Consider the following 16,901-nt stretch of genomic DNA (forward strand, 5'->3'; position numbering starts at 1 on the left):
GTCCCGGGCCCTCCGGGAACCTCGTGGCTGCCAGGTGCGCTTATCCTTCCGTGATGGCGAGGAGAGAGAGATGCGCATCATATCGGGACTTGCGGCGGTCGCCGTCATCGCCCTGCCAGCCGCGCTGCCGGCGGCGGGGAAATCCATGTGGACCTATGCCTATCAGAACGGCGTCAGCGAATATCTGACCGGGCAATGGGATTCGCCCACAGGCGGCGCGCTCAACCTGTCGTGCAAGGGCAGGGCGGTGACGATCATGGCGCAGATCAAAGGGCAGGCACCGCCGCCCGATAGCCAGTTGCGGCTCATAGCCTCCTCGCGCTCCGGGTCGCGCGAAACGCGCTTCATGACGGATAAGCGGGGCGACGTGCATATTGCGGATGCGGCGCGGTCGCCGGCCTTTCGTCAACTGTGGGGCGACTTGCGCGCACGGGACATTGTGACGGTCCGCTATGCGGACGGGCGGTTTGCGGTGCAGTCGCTGGACGGTGCCGGCAAGACGCTGCCGCCGCAGCCTTGCGCGGATTAGGGACGATGGGCTTTCTGATCGGGTCGGCGCTGCTGGCGATCCTGATGAGCTTTGGCGCGGCGAAGTTCAGTCTTGGCCGCTGGCCGGACCTGAGCGCCGGGCGGCAGGTGCTGGTCGCGGCGTCCGCCTTTCCCCTGCTGGCGCTGATCGCCTTTGCCGTGGTGCTGGTAATCACGCTGGCGGGGCCGCAGCCGCAGGAACCGGGCGGGACGACCGGGATGGTCGTCTTCGCCATGGTCTTCTTCCTGGTCTATGCGCTGGGCGTTGCTCTGGTTATCGGCCTGCCCAGCGCCTGGATCGCGGTGCGCATGTTGCGCTGATCGATCAGGCGGCGCGGCTGGTCCACCACAGGCCCGCGAGGCTGATGGCTGCGGCCGCGGTCATGTAGAGGCCGACCAGCGCCACACCTTGCGCCGCGATCAGCCAGGTGGCGACGATCGGGGCGAGCGCGCCGCCGATGATGCCGCCAAGGTTAAAGGCGAAGGACGCGCCAGTATAGCGCAGCTGGATCGGGAAGAGCGCGGGCAGATAGGCGCCCAGCGGGCCGTAGACGAAGCCCATCAGGAACAGGGCGATCGCCAGGATCGCGAAGATAGGGAGCAGCGCGCCCGTGCCGATCATCGGTCCGAAGGCAAGTCCCATCAGCGTCGTGCCCGCGCAGCCCCAGGCCAGCACGCGCGTCGGCGTGCGCTGGTCCGACCACCAGCCGGCCAGGACGATGCCCACTGCCATGAACAGGATTGCGCCGAGTTGCAGCGACAGGAAGATGCTGCGGTCGATACCCAATGTCGTCGTGCCGTAGCCCAGCGCGAAGGCGGTGGCGATATAATAGACGGCAAAGCAGGCGACGACCGCGAAGGTGCCGGCAATGGCCGCGCCCAGATGATCGCGCAGCAGCGTGGCGAGCGGCAGGGCGGGGGGTGGCGCTTCCGCCTGCGCCGCTGCAAATTCGGGCGTTTCGGTTAGCTTGAGGCGGACCCACAGGCCCAGGAACACCAGCACCGCGCTGCCCAGGAATGGCAGGCGCCAGCCCCAGGCGAGGAAATCCGCTTCGGACAATGCCGTGTCGAGGATCAGGAACAGGCCGTTGGCGGCGATGAAGCCGACCGGCGCGCCCAGCTGCGGGAACATGCCGAAACGCGCGCGCCAGCCCGGCGGCGCGTTTTCCACCGCCAGTAGCGCCGCGCCGCCCCATTCGCCGCCCAGGCCAAGACCCTGGCCGAAGCGCAGCAGGCAGAGGATCAGCGGTGCCCACCAGCCGATCTGCGCATGGGTGGGCAGGAAGCCGATCGCCAGCGTGCAGCCACCCATCAGCATCAGCGACGTCACCAGTGTCGCCTTGCGCCCGACCCGGTCGCCATAATGGCCGAACACCGCCGCGCCCAGCGGCCGCGCGAAGAAGGCGAGAGCGAGGCTGCCATAGGAGGCCATGAGTTGCGCGGTCGGGGAGGATGCCGGAAAGAACAGCGCGGGAAAAATCAGGCTGGCGGCGGTGGCGTAGATGTAGAAGTCGTAAAATTCGACCGCCGTGCCGATCAGGCTGGCCGCGAGCACGCGCTTGTGCCGCCACATTTCGCCGATGCCGCTGGTCTGTGTCACGTTTTTTCGCCCCCCGGAATTCGTCATGCCAGCGAAGGCTGGCATCTCTCTGCCTTTGTCGCGGTAAAGAAAAGTGAGATCCCGGCCTTCGCCGGGATGACAGTCATGATGTCTTTCGCCTCTGGTTCAGCAGCTCATAGGCCATCACCGCAGTGGCCACCGCGGCATTGAGGCTGTCGGCCTTGCCGCGCATCGGCATTTTGACCAGCAGGTCGCATTGCGCTTCATAGTCGGCGGGCAGGCCCTGGGCCTCGTTGCCGACCAGCAGGAAGCTGGGGCTTTGATAGGCCGGCTCCTGATAATCCTGCGTGGCCTTGAGGCTGGTGCCGATCAGTTGGCCCGCGCCGCCGCGCAGCCAGGGGAGGAACTCTTCCCACCGCGCCTGCGTGATCGACTGGGTGAAGAGCGCGCCCATGCTGGCGCGCACCGATTCGACCGAGAAGGGATCGACGCAATCGTCAATCAGGATGAGGCCGCCCGCGCCGACTGCGTCGCCGGTGCGCAATATCGTGCCCAGATTGCCGGGATCGCGCAGCGACTGGGCGACGATCCAGATGTCGGCGCTGCTCCGGTCAAGCGCGGCCAGCGGCGTCAGCCGGTCGCGATAGACGCCGACGAGTGCCTGCGCATTGTCCTTGCCGCTGATCTTGGACAGGATATCGGGCGTGGTGACGATGACGTCGCCGCCCGCTGCCTCGATATCGTCGATCAGTTCCAGGCCCAGCGGATGGGCGGTGCCGGCGTGGAACAGCATTTCGGGCAGCACGCCTTCCTCGCGCGCTTCGGTCAGGATGCGCAGCCCTTCGGCCAGGAACAGCCCTTCGGCCTTGCGATATTTCTTTTCCCGCAAGCTGCGGACGCGCTTGACCAGCGGGTTGGAAAAACCGGTGATTTCACGTGCCACTGCGCCGATATGCCCATGCTGGAGATAAACAGGCGGCTTCCTTAGCGGGCACAAGCGCAAAAGGACAGGCTTGCCCCGCGCAGGGCGATGGATTTGGCGCAAGGATTTTGCCAAGGATGCGTCATGACACCCGATTCCGATGCGCCGCCGCCCATGCACCTGTCGATCAAGCTGGAAGATGGCTTCTTCCTTGGCTTCGTGCTGCTGGTGTCGGTCGCCTTCGCTCTGGTTATCGAACCCTTTTTCGCCGCGATCCTGTGGGGCGTCATCGTCGCGATCGTGTTCGCGCCGGTGCATCATCGCATCCGCGCGCAGATGCCGGGGCGGACCAATGCGGCGGCGCTGCTGACCTTGCTCCTCATTTTGCTGGTGGTGATCGTCCCTGCCTTCGTCCTGGGCGCGGCGCTGTTGCAGGAAGCGACCTATTTCTATGGCAAGGTCCAGTCGGGCGAGATCAATTTCGTTCGCCTGTTCTACGACGTGATCGCGGCGCTGCCCGACTGGTTGCGCCCCTATGTCCAGCGGCTGGGCATCACCAATTTCTATGCCGCGCAGGAAATGGTGACGCGGGGGCTGACCAGCAGTTTCCGCACGCTGGCGGGCCAGGCGTTCCAAATCGGGCAGAGCGCCTTCAGCTTCTTCGTGGCGCTGGGCGTCATGCTCTATCTGGCCTTCTTCCTGTTGCGCGATGGCGACTGGCTGGCGCGCAAGGTCGCCGCCGCCGCGCCGCTGCGCGCGGGACAGCGCACCGCCTTGATCGAGCAGTTCGTCATCGTCACCCGCGCCACGATCAAGGGCAGCATCGTCGTCGCCATCGTGCAAGGGTTGATCGGCGGGCTGGTCTTCTGGGCGCTGGACATCCAGGGCGCGCTGCTCTGGGGGGTGCTCATGGGCGCCTTTTCGCTGTTGCCCGCGATCGGCACCGCGATCGTGTGGGTGCCCGTCGCCATCTATCTGTTCGCCACCGGCGCGGTGTGGCAGGGCGTGGTGCTGGTCGTGTGCGGCGCGCTGGTGATCGGGTCGGTCGACAATGTGCTCCGCCCCATCCTGGTCGGCCGCGACACGCGCATTCCCGATTATGTGGTGCTCATCTCCACGCTGGGCGGGCTGGAACTGTTCGGCTTCAACGGCATCGTCATCGGCCCGGTGATCGCGGCTTTGTTCATCGCGACGTGGAATATCTTCACCCGGATGCGGGGGGAGGATGCGGGCATCGACGCGGCGAAGGAGCGCTGACGAGGCGTTCCGACCTGTCAGACGTCCGAAGTTCACAGTGTCGTGGCGCTTTTGCGGGCGGAAGCGACCACTAGGCGACTGCGACGCGACACTGAAGCGACACCTGCGCGAACCCGACGCCACAGGCCGATGGCGCCTCACGATCGGGCGCGGCGCACGTGTCACAAGAGGCCGGATGGACGACATCCAGCAGGATAGATCAGATAAAATCCAACATTGGAACTCTTATCCTGGCCTTCCGCATTGCGCAGGGTTAGCGGTTCAGGGCACGCCGATGACGGCGTCGGACTGGGCCGGATAAGCGCGCACCAATGCGCCGCTGAGCGCCTTAGCCGCCGCATCCTGCTGGTCCGAAGACCGCACCGTGACCGCCGATCCGCGCCAGACCGACGCCGCGCTGCCCCGTTTGCGCAGGATCATGTCCAGCCGCGTCTTTTGCAGCGCGACATGGCGCGACTTGCCCGATGGCAGCGGCACCTTGAAGACGGAGCCCGCAGCTCCGGGTACGCCGCCATTCGCAAGGTTGGAGCTGGACGGCGCGACCTTTGCGTCGCCGGTGCCGACGTCGGACCGGTCGATGACCAGTTCCATCCAGTAGGCCGCATGATCCGCGCCATCCAGCAAGGTGAAGCCGCGCGCCGAAAGCGCCTCTCCCGCGGCGTCGCGCGCGCTTTCGGTCGTGCCGTCGCGGCTGCCGTCAGCAAGATGCGCTTCGACCGCGATCGTGCCCTGTTGCGGGGGCGGGGCCGTCTGGGCGGCCAGCGGTGCGCTGAGCGCGACCATGCCGACCAGCGCCGCGATATGGCGGACAAGGATCGAGGGTCGATGCGCGTTCAGGGGCAGGGGCATCATGGTCATGGGGTGGCTCCAGCAAAAGGCGATCCTATCGGAAGGGCGCACGCATAGTGGGAAAATATGCCAGCGCCGCTTTGCCAGCCGGCCGCGCCTATTCTTCCCCGAACTTGTCCTCGACCAGGGTGACGAGTTGGCTGAGCGCCTGCGCGGCGTCCGGCCCCGTTGCCTTGATCGTGATCTGGTCGCCCATCGCCGCGCCCAGCATCATCAGCCCCATGATCGACGTGCCGGTGACATGATGGCCGTCCTTGCTGACGGTGACGTCAGCGGGCAGGCCGCTCGCCAGGGTCACGAATTTCGCGCTGGCGCGGGCGTGGAGGCCGCGCTTGTTGGTGATGCGGACGTCCTGGCTGAATTCGTTCATGCAGTGCTGCCCAACAATTCCGATGCGACGCTGATATATTTCTGGCCCGCCTCGCGCGCGGCGGCGACGGCGGCGCGCACGTCCATGACCTTGCGCGCGCTTTCCAGGCGGATGAGCATGGGCAGGTTGATGCCCGCAATCACCTCGATCTCGCCGGCCTTGAGCAGCGAGATGGCCAGGTTCGACGGCGTGCCGCCGAACAGGTCGGTGAGAAGGATGACGCCCGCCCCATCATTGACGCGCGCGACCGCGGCGGCAATGTCCGCGCGGCGCAATTCCATATCGTCTTCCGGGCCGATGCAGATCGTCGCAATCTGCTGCTGCGGCCCTACGACATGTTCCATGGCGACGACGAATTCGGTCGCCAGCGACCCATGGGTGACGAGAACGAGTCCGATCATGTGCTTGTGCGGCCCACCTGTGTCATGATTCTGCTTTCGGGCCTCCCGGCCGGCGCTTCTCCAGACTGTCCTGGGGCGCTGATTCTATATTGCGGTGCAGAACCGTGGGCGAAAAGCCCGCCGCTTGCAAGTGCCTCGCGACCCGATCGGCGACATGGACGGAGCGGTGCCGCCCGCCGGTGCAGCCGAACGCCACGGTGATGTAGGTCTTGCCCCCTTCGGCATAGCGCGGCAGCAGCGTGACAAGCAGATCCTCGATCCGGCCCACGCTGTCCGCATAGGCGGGATCCTGCGCGATATAGGCCGCGACGTCGGCCTCCAGCCCGGTTTTGGGCCGCAGCGCATCGTCCCAATGCGGATTGCGCAGATAGCGCATGTCGAACATCAGGTCGGCGTTGCGCGGAACCCCGCGCGAAAAGCCGAAGGACAGGATGGTCAGCACCGGATCCGACAGGCCGGGCCGCGAAAAGCGGTCGCGCATTTCCTGTTGCAGGGCGTTGCTGGAAAAGCTGGTGGTGTCGATCACCTGGCTCGCCCATCGGCGCAGCGGTTCGGTGAGTTCGCGTTCGCGCGCGATGCCATCGGCGGCGGGGCGATCGGCCGCCAGCGGATGGCGGCGGCGGGTTTCGGCAAAGCGCCGTTCCAGTTCCGCGTCCGAACAGTCGAGGAACAGGGTTTCGATGTCATGGCCGTGGCGTTCGCGCAGCCCCTTGATGCGGCGCACGATGGCGCCGGCGTCAAAGCCGCGCGTGCGCGCGTCGATGCCCAGCGCCAGCGGCCGGTCGGCATCCGCGCCATGGCCGACCGGCAGCGGCGTGTCGAGCAGCCGGTCGAGCAGCATCAACGGCAGATTGTCGACGACTTCCCAGCCCATATCCTCCAGCGTCTTGAGCGCGGTGGTCTTGCCCGCGCCTGACAGGCCCGACAGCAAAAGGATCGATTTGGGGTGGGATGCAGTCATCGCGGCGCCAGCGTCCTGAGCGCCAGTTCGACCTTGATCGCGGCGGAGACTTCGAACGGGGCAATTTTGATAACCGGAACCTGAAGCCCGGCGACGGCGCGGGACAGGCCTTCGGGCGGCATGCGGTCGACCTGGTCGAACAGGTCGCACAGCAGTGCGACGGGCGCGTCGCCATGGGGCATGGGCACGATGCCAAGGCCGCGCACCTCCATCTTCCCCGCGATCGTGTCGGGCGCGGTGGCGCGCAGCGCGCCGTCGATGCGCTGGACCAGCGTATAATCGTCGCTGACCAGCGTCGCGCCACGGTCGATCAGGCGCAGCGCAAGGTCGGACTTGCCGACGCCGCTGGGTCCGCACAGCAATACGGCCCGGCCATCGATGGCCACGCTGGTCGCATGCAGCGTTTCGGAGGAAAGGGCGCGCGCCATTATCCCGCCCCTTCTAACGCCTGTCGCGGCTGATGAAAATGGGCGAGCAATGCCTTGCCGTCTTATTCCGAAACAATGCCGGGGTCGCGCGCCACCGCCATCGGCAGGCGCACGACGAAGCTGGCGCCGCGCTGCGCATCCTCCCGGTCGCCGATGCTGATGCGGCCCTGATGCCCTTCGACAATGGAGCGGGCGATGGCCAGACCCAGGCCCGAATGTTTGCCGAACGCCTCGCCTTCGGGGCGAACGCTGTGGAAGCGGCGGAAAATATGTTCGCGTTCGGATTCGGGGACGCCCGGCCCTTCATCCTCCACGCTGACCAGCACCTGATCGTCCGCCACCGTGGCGATGATGCGGACAAGACCGCCGTCGGGCGAAAAGGACACCGCATTGTCAATGAGGTTGTCGAGCACGCGCACCAGCCGGCCTTCCTCGCCCAGCACGACGGCGACATCCTTGCGCGGGCGGGCGAAGGCCAGGCGCACGCCGCGCGGCACGCCGCGCGCTTCGCGGGCGATCACCATTTTCTCGATCAGCAGGCCCAGGTCGATGGGTTCAAAGCGTGTGCGCGAGAGTTCCGCGTCGACGCGCGAGGCTTCGGCGATGTCGGTAACGAGCCGGTCGAGCCGGCGCACATCATCCTGCGCAATCGCCATCAATTGCGCACGCAGGTCCGGGCGGTCCACCCGTTCGAGCGAATCGAGCGCGGAGCGCAGCGAGGCGATCGGGTTCTTGAGTTCATGGCTGACGTCAGCGGCGAAGGCATCGGTCGCGTCGATCCGCTGGCGCAGCGCATGGCTCATGTCTGAGAGGGCGCGGGCCAGCATGCCGATTTCGTCGCGCCGTTCGGGCAGGCGCGGCACCGTGACCTCGCGCGCGCGGCCCAGTCGCACGCGCACGGCGGCGCGCGCGAGGCGCTGGAGCGGCTGGACGATGGTGCGGGCGAGGAACAGTGAGAGCAGCACCGAGGCGAGCACCGCCGCGGCCAGCACCAGTCCCAGGCGGAAGCGTTCGGCGCGCACGGTGCGGGTGATGTCGCGCGCGTTTTCGGTGGCGAGCAGGCTGGTCCCGTCCTTCATCGCCACGGCGGCCGAGATCATGAATGTGCGGTCGGGCGCATAGCGGTTCATCGCTTCGGGCTGGCCGGATCGGCGCGCGGCGACCAGTTCGGGCCAGGCGCTGGCGCGATCGACCGCCGGTTCCTCGAAATCGGGCGGTCGATCGGCGGACACGACGCTGTCGACCATCTTGTCGAGGAAGCGCGCGACATGGCGGCGCAAGGCTTCGTCTTCGGGTGAGCGCAGTTCATAGCGCGGCGCGTCCATGGCGAAGCTGTCGGCGATCAACGCGCCGTTCGCACCATAGCGACGCACGCGGTCGCCGGTCTGGCGTGCATAGGAAGCGATCAGCCGGTCCTGCCGGTCGGTCGGCGCGGTGTCCAGCCCGATGGCGAGCAGCTTCAATTCGCGCGCGGACTGGACCAGCCGGTCATCGACGATGCGGGTGCGATAGCTGTCGAGATAGAAAAATCCGCCCGCCAGCAGCGCCAGCGCGAATACATTGACCGCCAGGATGCGCGGGGTGAGGCTTACCCGCCCCGACCAGCGCTCCGGTGCGGGCAAGCGGTCATTCCTCGGAGAATCGGTATCCGGCGCCATAGAGCGTGTCGATTGCATTGAACTGGCTGTCTACCTCACGGAATTTGCGGCGCAGGCGCTTGATATGGCTGTCGATGGTGCGGTCATCGACATAGACGTCGTCCTGATAGGCGGCGTCCATCAGCTGGTTGCGGTTCTTGACCACGCCGGGGCGCTGGGCAAGCGTTTCCAGGATCAGAAATTCGGTGACGGTCAGCGTCACGTCCTTGCCGTCCCATTTGACCCGGTGCCGGGCCGGGTCCATTTTCAGCCGGCCGCGCACGATCGGTTCGGCCACCGGCTCGTCGCTGGTTTCGGGCGCGCGGTTGGCCTCGGCCCGGCGCAAAATGGCGCGGATGCGCGCGATCAGCAGCCGTTGCGAGAAGGGCTTGGAGATATAGTCGTCCGCGCCCATGGCCAGGCCCAGCGCCTCGTCCAGCTCGTCGGCCTTGGAGGTGAGGAAGATGACGGGCATCGCGCTTTTTTCCCGCAGCCGCCGCAACAGCTCCAGCCCATCCATGCGCGGCATCTTGATATCGAAGACGGCAAGGTCGGCGGGATTGTCGAGCAGCGCCTTCAGCGCGCCTTCGGGGTCGGGATAGATGCGCGTGACGAAGCCTTCGGCCTGTAGCGCGATCGACACGGAGGTCAGGATATTCTTGTCGTCGTCCACCAATGCGATGGTTGCGGTCATGCGGCGTCCCGGACATGTCAGGTTGCAGAGCGCAGCAGCGTTAGACCATGGGGCGCGGGGCTGCAAGAAAGGCGCGCGGCATGGTCCGTCACGGTGCTGTCACGATCGCTGCGGCGCAGCATCGACTCAGTTTGACGCTGGGGGCGTCACGGCCTATGCCCAGCCTTGTCGGCAAGCCGGACGCCACGCCGTAAAACGGCGGGTTGCCGGGGAGCCGGATCGGCCGTCATCCTGATCATAGGGGCGGGCGACAACATATTCAGGAGCAAAGGCGTGCAGGCCAAATCCTCTATCACCCTGGCGGACCAGGGCATCACTACTCATGCCACCCAGCATTGGAATCTCGGCACCGCGCCGCTGGTCGAAGCGGCCGTGCGCAATGGCGAGGGCAAGCTGTCGAAGGACGGCCCGCTGGTCGTCAAGACCGGCAAGCATACCGGCCGCAGCGCCAAGGACAAGTTCATCGTCCGCGACGCCGAAACCGAAAGCACCGTCTGGTGGGGCAACACCAATGTCGCGATGACGCCGGAGCATTTCGCCGCATTGAAGGACGATTTCTTCAAGGCGCTGGGCGAAAAGGAGACGCTCTACGTCGCTGACCTGTTTGGCGGGTCGCAGCCTGAGCATCGCGTCAATGTGCGCGTCATCAACGAATTTGCCTGGCACAATCTGTTCATCCGCACGCTGCTGGTGCGGCCGAGCGCTGAAGAACTGAGCGGGTTTGCGCCTGAATATACGATCATCGACCTGCCCAGCTTCCGCGCCGATCCCGCGCGCCATGGCTGCCGCAGCGAAACGGTGATCGCGGTCAACCTGACCGAAAAGCTGATCCTGATCGGCGGCACCGCCTATGCCGGCGAAATGAAGAAGAGCGTGTTCGGCATCCTCAACTATCTGCTGCCGGCCAAGGGTGTGATGCCGATGCATTGTTCGGCCAATATCGGCGCGAACGGCGATACGGCGGTGTTCTTCGGCCTCAGTGGCACCGGCAAGACCACGCTGTCGGCCGACGCCAGCCGCACGCTGATCGGTGACGACGAACATGGCTGGTCGGACACCGCGGTCTTCAATTTCGAGGGCGGCTGCTATGCCAAGATGATCAACCTGTCGGCGGAGGCCGAACCGGAAATCTTCGCCACCACCAAACGGTTCGGCACGGTGCTGGAAAATGTCGTGATGGACGAGGAAACCCGCGCCATCGACCTTGACGACAACAGCCTGGCCGAAAACAGCCGCGGATCCTACCCGATCGACTTCATCCCGAATACATCGGAGAAGAATTTGGGGCCGGTCCCGAAGAACATCATCTTCCTCACCGCCGACGCTTATGGCGTGCTGCCGCCGATCGCGCGGCTGACGCCCGAACAGGCGATGTACCACTTCCTGTCGGGCTATACCGCGCGCGTCGCGGGCACCGAAATCGGCGTGACGGAGCCGACCGCGACCTTCTCGACCTGCTTTGGCGCGCCGTTCATGCCGCGCCATCCGTCGGTCTATGGCAATCTGCTGAAAGAACGGATCAACAAGGGCGGCGTCACCTGCTGGCTGGTCAACACCGGCTGGTCGGGCGGCAAGGCGACGATGCCGGGCATCAAGCGCATGCCGATCAAGGTCACGCGTGCGCTGCTTAACGCCGCGCTCGACGGCAGCCTGAACAACGCCCAGTTCCGCACCGACCCCAATTTCGGGTTCCAGGTGCCGGTCGCGGTGGAGGGGGTGGACTCGACCATTCTCGATCCGCGCGCATCCTGGGCGGATGGCGAGGCCTATGACGAAACGGCAGCAACGCTGGTCAAGGCCTTCGTCGACAATTTCGCGCAGTTCGAGGATCATGTCGACGATGGCGTGCGCGGCGCGGCACTGACTGCGGCCTGACGCGAACGACAATATGACGGAAGGGGCGGGGACTATGGTTTCCCGCCCTTTTCCTATGCGCCCCGCTCATCCTTTCCTTGCAAGGGAGACGGGCACGTTTTGCGTTGCCGCGGTGCCCCTGCTATTCTGCATGGACAGTGAAAAGGAGTGACGCGCATGTTCGACAGCATCATCGGTAAACTGGGCGGGCTGGAAGCAGTCGCCGCGCAGATCGGCGTCACGCCCGAGCAGATGCAGGCGCTGATGAGCGAAATCGCAGCAAAGATCGGGTCTGGCGAAACAAGCGTGGCGGCGCTCGCCGAAACCGCAGCGGAACATGGCGTGTCGGCCGACAAGTTGCAGCAATTGATGGCCGGTTTCGGCGGCCCCGAAGCGATCATGGGCCAGATCGGCAGCCTGTTCGACCGGGACGGCGACGGCAATCCCGCCAATGAACTCAGCGGCATCGCCAAAGGACTGTTCGGCTAAATCGCATAGGCAGGTAAAAGCCCGCGCTTTGGCCACCCCAAGTTTTTTTGGCCTTGCCTTCGCGGCGCGGAAGGGCCAATTCGCGGCCATCTGAATTGTTGCGAATGATCCGCAACTAGAGCGGCGCTGGCCGCGCCCTGGCAAGCAAGGACGAAGTTAGTTGACCGACGTAACGACCGAAAAGCCGGTATTGGAACCCACCGGCGCGCTTTCCGTGGAAACCGTGTTGTCGGTGAAGCACTGGAACGAACATCTGTTCAGCTTCCGCATCACGCGCCCCGCCAGCTTCCGCTTCCGTTCGGGCGAGTTCGTGATGATCGGCCTCAAGGGCGACAATGGCAAGCCGCTGCTGCGCGCCTATTCGGTCGCCAGCCCCAGCTGGGACGAGGAAATCGAGTTTCTGTCGATCAAGGTGCAGGATGGCCCGCTGACGTCGCGGCTCCAGCTGATTCAGCCGGGCGACCAGATCTATCTGGGCCGCAAGCCGACCGGCACGCTCGTCACCGACGCGCTGTTGCCGGGCAAGCGGCTCTTCATGCTGTCGACCGGTACGGGCCTTGCTCCCTTCCTCAGCCTGTCGCGCGACCCGGACGTCTATGAATTTTACGAGCAGGTCGTGATCGTCCATTCGGTTCGCCGTGTGTCCGACCTGGCGTTCCGCGACGATCTGGAGGCCAAATGGGCGGAAGATCCGCTGGTATCCGAACAGGCGCCCGCGCAATTCCATTATGTGCCGACCGTCACCCGCGAGCCCTTCGAGGGCAACACGCAGCGCATCGACGCGCTGGTCGAGAGCGGCGCGCTGTTCGAAGGGATTCCCGGCGCGAAGAAGTTCGACCCGGAAACCGACCGGATCATGATGTGCGGCAGCATGGAGATGATCAAGCAGTTCGCCGCCTATTTCGAAGGCGCCGGCTTTACCGAAGGCTCCAACGCGGCCCCCGGCCAGTTCGTGATCGAGCGCGCCTTCGTCGGCTGACGATGCGTGCGACGGGCGGGGCGCATGATGCGCGCCGCCCGCCCGTCGCCTTATCCTGCGGCCTTTGCCAGCCCCTTGGACAATTGCAGCACGCCATTGAGGCGCGCCTGCGGATTGCCCCAGGCGCGGTCCAGCACGATCTTGCTGTCGGGGCGCAACCGGGCGACGCCATTCAATCGCTGGACATAGGCGACCAGATTTTCCGGCTTCGGGAAACGATCCTCGAAAAAGGTGACGAGCGCGCCCTTGGGACCGACATCGATCTTGGCGATGTTGGCGGCGAGGCAATTCTGCTTGATCTCGATGATCTTGAGCAGATTTTGCGTCGGCAGCGGCAGCTTGCCGAAGCGGTCAATCAGCTCGGCGGCGAAGGATTCGAGGCCCTGGCGATCCTCCAGTTCGTTGATGCGGCGGTAAAGCCCCATGCGCAGGTCGAGGTCGGGCACGAAATCCTCCGGAATGAGGATCGGCGCATCGACGCTGATCTGCGGCGAAAACTCCTCGCTGCGCCGTTCCTCGGCAATGCCGCCTGCCTTGGCATCCAGGATCGCGTCTTCCAGCATCGACTGGTAGAGTTCGAAGCCCACTTCCTTGATATGGCCCGACTGTTCGTCGCCGACCAGATTGCCCGCGCCGCGAATGTCGAGGTCATGGGAAGCAAGCTGGAAGCCTGCACCCAGCGTGTCGAGGTCCGACAACACCTTCAGCCGCTTTTCCGCCGTGTCGGTGATGATGCGGTTGGCGGGCGTCGTCATATAGGCATAGGCGCGCGTCTTCGACCGGCCGACGCGGCCGCGCAGCTGGTAGAGCTGAGCCAGGCCGAAGCGGTCGGCGCGGTGGATGATGAGCGTATTGGCGCTGGGAATGTCGAGGCCGGATTCGACGATGGTGGTGGACAGCAGCACGTCATAGCGTTTGTCGTAAAAGGCCGACATGCGCTCCTCCACATCGGTGGCGCTCATCTGACCGTGGGCGACGATCGGCTTGACCTCGGGCACCTCGTTGCGCAGGAACTCCTCGACCTCGGTCAGGTCCGCGATGCGCGGCACGACGAAGAAGCTCTGCCCACCGCGATAATGTTCGCGCAGTAGCGCCTCGCGGATGACCACCCCATCCCACGGCATGACATAGGTGCGCACCGCGAGCCGATCGACCGGCGGCGTCTGGATGACCGACAATTCGCGCAAGCCCGACATCGCCATTTGCAGCGTGCGCGGGATCGGCGTCGCCGTCAGCGTCAGCACATGGACGTCGGTCTTGAGGCCCTTCAACCGCTCCTTGTGGGTAACGCCGAAGCGCTGCTCTTCATCGACGATGACGAGGCCCAGCCGCTTGAAGTCGATCCCCTTGGCGAGCAGCGCATGGGTGCCAACGACGATGTCGATGCTGCCGTCGGCAAGGCCCGCCTTGACGGCCTTCGCCTCCTTGTCGGGGACGAGGCGGGACAGGCGGCCGATCTCGATAGGGAAGCCGCGAAAGCGGTCGACGAAATTCATGTGGTGCTGCCGCGCGAGCAGGGTGGTGGGGCAGATGACGACGACCTGCATCCCCGCCATCGCCGCGACGAAGGCGGCGCGGAGCGCAACCTCTGTCTTGCCGAACCCCACATCGCCGCACACCAGCCGGTCCATTGGCTTGCCCGCGCCAAGGTCCTCGATCACGTCGCTGATCGCGCGATCCTGATCGTCAGTTTCCTGATAGGGGAAGCGGTCGACGAAAGCGGGATAGCCCGCGACATCGGGTTCGGCGACGGTGGCCGGGCGCAGCGCGCGGGCGGCGGCGGTCTTGAGCAGCTCGCCCGCGATTTCGCGGATCCGCTCCTTCATCTTCGCCTTGCGCCGCTGCCAGGCTTCGCCGCCCAGCCTGTCGAGGCTTACGCCGTCGGTTTCAGAGCCGTAGCGGGACAGGACCTCCAGATTTTCGACCGGCACATAGAGCTTGTCGCCGCCCGCATATTCCAGCGCGACGCAGTCATGCGCGGCCTTCGACACCGGGATTTGCGTCAGGCCATCATAGCGGCCAATGCCATGATCGCGATGGACGACCAGGTCGCCGGGCGTCAGCGTGGCAAGTTCCTGGAGAAAGGCGTCGGCATTCTTCTTGCGCTTGGCGCGGCGCACCAGCCGGTCGCCCAGCATGTCCTGTTCAGTGAGCACCGCGACATCGGGCGCGGTGAAACCATGGTCGAGGCCAAGGACGATCAGCGCCACGCGCCCGTCGCCGGCAAGGCCCAGCGCCTCCTGCCAGTCATCGGCCGCCGCGATCCGCGCCACGCCATGATCGGCGAGCAACCCGGACAGGCGTTCGCGCGCGCCCGTCGAATAGCTGGCGATCACCACTTTCTTCTTCTTGCGGCGCAGGCCGTCGATATGGGCGCTGACCGCGTCGTAGATATTGCTGTTCTGTGCGCGTTCGGGGGTGAAGTCGCGCGGTCCGTCCACCGCGAAGTCCAGCACGGTCGCGCTTTCGGGCTCATGGAAAGGCGTCGTCGCGTGCATCGGCAGCGATGCGACCGCCGCGTCCCATTCGGCGGCGTCGAGATAGAGGGCGTCGGGTTTGAGCGGACGATAGGAGCCCGGATCGGATGATTTCGCCTGCACCCGGTTGGCGTGATAATCGCGGATCGCCTCGAACCGGTTTTCCGCCGCGCCCGCGACCCCGGAATCGCGCACGATCACCGCATCGCCCAGATGATCGGTCAGCGGGACCAGCTTTTCCTCGAACAGCGGCAGCCAATGTTCCATGCCAGCGAGGCGGCGGCCATCGCTGACGGCCTGATAGAGCGGGTCGCCGGTCGCGGTCGCGCCAAATGTCTCGCGATAGCGCAGGCGAAACCGCTTGATCGTGTCCTCGTCCAGCAGTGCTTCGGACGCGGGGAGCAGGGTGAAGCCCTCGACGCTGCCCGTGGTGCGCTGGTCGGCCGGGTCGAAACGGCGCACCGTCTCGATCTCGTCGCCGAAGAAATCAAGGCGCAGCGGCTGGTCCTCGCCGCCGGGGAACAGATCGACGATGCCGCCTCGGATCGCGAATTCGCCCCGGTCGTGGACGGTGTCGGTGCGGACATAGCCATTGGCCTGAAGCATGTCGGCCAGCCGCTGGATCGCGATCCGTTCCTTGGGCGCGAGCTTCGCCACCAATTGCCGCACGCGAAAGGGGGTCAGCGTGCGCTGGGTCATCGCCGAGAGCGTGGTGACGACCAGTTGCGGCCCCCTGGGCTTGACCTGCAAGGCGTGGAGACCCGCCAGACGCGCAGACGCCGCGCGTAGCGACGGGCTGGCGCGATCATAGGGCAGGCAGTCCCAGGCCGGAATGTCAATCAGCTCCAGTTCCGGGGCGAAGGTGGGCGCGGTGTCGGCGATGGCCCGCGCCTGCTGTTCGTCGGCGGCAATGAAGACGGCGCGGCCCGATGCCGCCCCGCCCGCCGCGCGCGCCAGGTCCGCAAGCAGCCAGGGCAGGAAACCGGCCGGCGCGCCAGCGAGCGTGATCGGCGCCTTGGCGCTGAGGATTTTCTGAAGGTCGGTCATAGGATATTCGTCATTCCCGCGAAGGCGGGAATCCATGCCCCATGCCTTGCAAAATTGGGCTGTCGCCCGGACATCGATCCCCGCCCAGCGGGGAGGAAGCAACTACACGATCTTCACGAAATCGAGTTTCAGGAATTGGTCCATCATCGGGCCTTTCCATTCGTCGGGCACGGGGATCGTCCCCATCGCCCAGCCCATGATGTCGGCATCCTGTTCTTCCATGAAGCGCTCAAACCACGCGATTTCCTCTTCGTTCCAGGTCGCATGATAGCGGTCGAAGAAACCGCCGACGGTATAGTCCGATTCGCGCGTCCCCCGGTGCCAGGCGCGAAACTTCATGCGGCGCAGATGGGGAGTGTCGGTCATGGTCATTCGCTTCATCCGTTCGTCCTGATTAGCCGCTGAGCGAAGTCGAAGCGGCGTATCGAAGGATCGTTCGACGCAGAA

Annotated in this window: 17 protein-coding genes; 6 read left to right on the top strand and 11 right to left on the bottom strand. The window is 65.5% G+C overall.

Translation table 11 applies throughout. The features are described from left to right. The first annotated feature begins 70 nt into the window (after window positions 1–70). Window positions 71–529 (top strand): hypothetical protein, encoded by a 459-nt coding sequence (locus tag SKA58_RS03350; RefSeq protein ID WP_009820938.1) that lies wholly within the window; start codon window positions 71–73, stop codon window positions 527–529. Between the two features lie 5 nt (window positions 530–534). Beyond that, entirely contained in the window at window positions 535–849 is a 315-nt protein-coding gene (locus SKA58_RS03355; protein ID WP_009820939.1) for a hypothetical protein, read from the top strand. 4 nt (window positions 850–853) lie between these two features. Here SKA58_RS03355 and SKA58_RS03360 read toward each other — a convergent pair whose 3' ends face one another. Beyond that, on the bottom strand, window positions 854–2,173 hold the full coding sequence (locus SKA58_RS03360; RefSeq protein ID WP_009820940.1) for an MFS transporter: 1,320 nt from the start codon (window positions 2,171–2,173) through the stop codon (window positions 854–856). A gap of 58 nt (window positions 2,174–2,231) precedes the next feature. Next, the gene (locus SKA58_RS03365) at window positions 2,232–3,032 is read right to left on the bottom strand and encodes a TrmH family RNA methyltransferase (RefSeq protein WP_009820941.1); all 801 of its coding nucleotides are present in this window, start codon (window positions 3,030–3,032) and stop codon (window positions 2,232–2,234) included. 123 nt (window positions 3,033–3,155) lie between these two features. Between SKA58_RS03365 and SKA58_RS03370 the strand changes: the two genes are divergently transcribed. Then, a complete protein-coding gene (locus SKA58_RS03370; protein ID WP_009820942.1) occupies window positions 3,156–4,268 on the top strand; it encodes an AI-2E family transporter in 1,113 nt (370 codons plus the stop codon). 261 nt (window positions 4,269–4,529) lie between these two features. Here the strand turns inward: SKA58_RS03370 and SKA58_RS03375 are convergent, their stop codons facing one another. The 7 genes from SKA58_RS03375 to SKA58_RS03405 form a co-directional block, all read right to left on the bottom strand. Next, window positions 4,530–5,126 carry a hypothetical protein gene (locus SKA58_RS03375; protein WP_009820943.1) on the bottom strand — a complete coding sequence of 199 codons (597 nt, stop codon included), beginning with the start codon at window positions 5,124–5,126 and terminating at the stop codon, window positions 4,530–4,532. An 88-nt stretch (window positions 5,127–5,214) separates the two neighbouring features. Beyond that, window positions 5,215–5,487 (bottom strand): HPr family phosphocarrier protein, encoded by a 273-nt coding sequence (locus tag SKA58_RS03380; RefSeq protein ID WP_009820944.1) that lies wholly within the window; start codon window positions 5,485–5,487, stop codon window positions 5,215–5,217. Continuing rightward, window positions 5,484–5,888 (bottom strand): PTS sugar transporter subunit IIA, encoded by a 405-nt coding sequence (locus SKA58_RS03385; protein WP_009820945.1) that lies wholly within the window; start codon window positions 5,886–5,888, stop codon window positions 5,484–5,486. The genes SKA58_RS03380 and SKA58_RS03385 overlap by 4 nt, the downstream gene beginning before the upstream one ends. Before the next feature lie 22 nt (window positions 5,889–5,910). Next, window positions 5,911–6,849, bottom strand: a complete 939-nt coding sequence (rapZ, locus tag SKA58_RS03390) for an RNase adapter RapZ (protein WP_009820946.1) — start codon at window positions 6,847–6,849, stop codon at window positions 5,911–5,913. Continuing rightward, window positions 6,846–7,277, bottom strand: coding sequence for an HPr kinase/phosphorylase (locus tag SKA58_RS03395; protein ID WP_009820947.1), 432 nt, complete (start codon window positions 7,275–7,277; stop codon window positions 6,846–6,848). Before SKA58_RS03395 ends, rapZ begins: the two co-directional genes overlap by 4 nt. A 62-nt stretch (window positions 7,278–7,339) precedes the next feature. Beyond that, a complete protein-coding gene (locus tag SKA58_RS03400; RefSeq protein WP_009820948.1) occupies window positions 7,340–8,935 on the bottom strand; it encodes a sensor histidine kinase in 1,596 nt (531 codons plus the stop codon). After that, window positions 8,904–9,608, bottom strand: a complete 705-nt coding sequence (locus SKA58_RS03405) for a response regulator transcription factor (RefSeq protein WP_009820949.1) — start codon at window positions 9,606–9,608, stop codon at window positions 8,904–8,906. The genes SKA58_RS03400 and SKA58_RS03405 overlap by 32 nt, the downstream gene beginning before the upstream one ends. A 273-nt stretch (window positions 9,609–9,881) precedes the next feature. Here SKA58_RS03405 and SKA58_RS03410 point away from each other — a divergent pair, with 273 nt between their 5' ends. The 3 genes from SKA58_RS03410 (at window position 9,882) to SKA58_RS03420 (ending at window position 12,930) form a co-directional block, all read left to right on the top strand. After that, window positions 9,882–11,483, top strand: a complete 1,602-nt coding sequence (locus tag SKA58_RS03410) for a phosphoenolpyruvate carboxykinase (protein ID WP_009820950.1) — start codon at window positions 9,882–9,884, stop codon at window positions 11,481–11,483. A gap of 156 nt (window positions 11,484–11,639) precedes the next feature. Beyond that, a complete protein-coding gene (locus SKA58_RS03415) occupies window positions 11,640–11,951 on the top strand; it encodes a hypothetical protein (RefSeq protein WP_037542075.1) in 312 nt (103 codons plus the stop codon). Window positions 11,952–12,111: 160 nt separating this feature from the next. After that, window positions 12,112–12,930, top strand: coding sequence for a ferredoxin--NADP reductase (locus SKA58_RS03420; protein WP_009820952.1), 819 nt, complete (start codon window positions 12,112–12,114; stop codon window positions 12,928–12,930). Between the two features lie 50 nt (window positions 12,931–12,980). On the opposite strand, the gene mfd is transcribed toward SKA58_RS03420, so the two are convergent. Both mfd and SKA58_RS03430 read right to left on the bottom strand, forming a co-directional pair. Next, window positions 12,981–16,454, bottom strand: coding sequence for a transcription-repair coupling factor (mfd, locus tag SKA58_RS03425; protein WP_037542517.1), 3,474 nt, complete (start codon window positions 16,452–16,454; stop codon window positions 12,981–12,983). Window positions 16,455–16,556: 102 nt separating this feature from the next. Next, complete coding sequence (locus SKA58_RS03430; RefSeq protein ID WP_037542518.1) at window positions 16,557–16,820, bottom strand: FAD assembly factor SdhE; 264 nt, start codon at window positions 16,818–16,820, stop codon at window positions 16,557–16,559. Window positions 16,821–16,901 lie beyond the last annotated feature (81 nt).

Origin of the sequence: Sphingomonas sp. SKA58, assembly GCF_000153545.1 — a bacterium.
Taxonomy (GTDB): Bacteria; Pseudomonadota; Alphaproteobacteria; order Sphingomonadales; family Sphingomonadaceae; genus Sphingobium; species Sphingobium soli.

Coding starts and splice junctions, on each gene's coding strand:
- SKA58_RS03385 (WP_009820945.1), bottom strand. CDS start 5,888: ATGATCGGACTCGTTCTCGTCACCCATGGGTCGCTGGCGACCGAATTC.
- SKA58_RS03370 (WP_009820942.1), top strand. CDS start 3,156: ATGACACCCGATTCCGATGCGCCGCCGCCCATGCACCTGTCGATCAAG.
- SKA58_RS03350 (WP_009820938.1), top strand. CDS start 71: ATGCGCATCATATCGGGACTTGCGGCGGTCGCCGTCATCGCCCTGCCA.
- SKA58_RS03415 (WP_037542075.1), top strand. CDS start 11,640: ATGTTCGACAGCATCATCGGTAAACTGGGCGGGCTGGAAGCAGTCGCC.
- SKA58_RS03400 (WP_009820948.1), bottom strand. CDS start 8,935: ATGGCGCCGGATACCGATTCTCCGAGGAATGACCGCTTGCCCGCACCG.
- mfd (WP_037542517.1), bottom strand. CDS start 16,454: ATGACCGACCTTCAGAAAATCCTCAGCGCCAAGGCGCCGATCACGCTC.
- SKA58_RS03405 (WP_009820949.1), bottom strand. CDS start 9,608: ATGACCGCAACCATCGCATTGGTGGACGACGACAAGAATATCCTGACC.
- SKA58_RS03395 (WP_009820947.1), bottom strand. CDS start 7,277: ATGGCGCGCGCCCTTTCCTCCGAAACGCTGCATGCGACCAGCGTGGCC.
- rapZ (WP_009820946.1), bottom strand. CDS start 6,849: ATGACTGCATCCCACCCCAAATCGATCCTTTTGCTGTCGGGCCTGTCA.
- SKA58_RS03380 (WP_009820944.1), bottom strand. CDS start 5,487: ATGAACGAATTCAGCCAGGACGTCCGCATCACCAACAAGCGCGGCCTC.
- SKA58_RS03430 (WP_037542518.1), bottom strand. CDS start 16,820: ATGACCGACACTCCCCATCTGCGCCGCATGAAGTTTCGCGCCTGGCAC.
- SKA58_RS03375 (WP_009820943.1), bottom strand. CDS start 5,126: ATGACCATGATGCCCCTGCCCCTGAACGCGCATCGACCCTCGATCCTT.
- SKA58_RS03355 (WP_009820939.1), top strand. CDS start 535: ATGGGCTTTCTGATCGGGTCGGCGCTGCTGGCGATCCTGATGAGCTTT.
- SKA58_RS03360 (WP_009820940.1), bottom strand. CDS start 2,173: ATGCCAGCCTTCGCTGGCATGACGAATTCCGGGGGGCGAAAAAACGTG.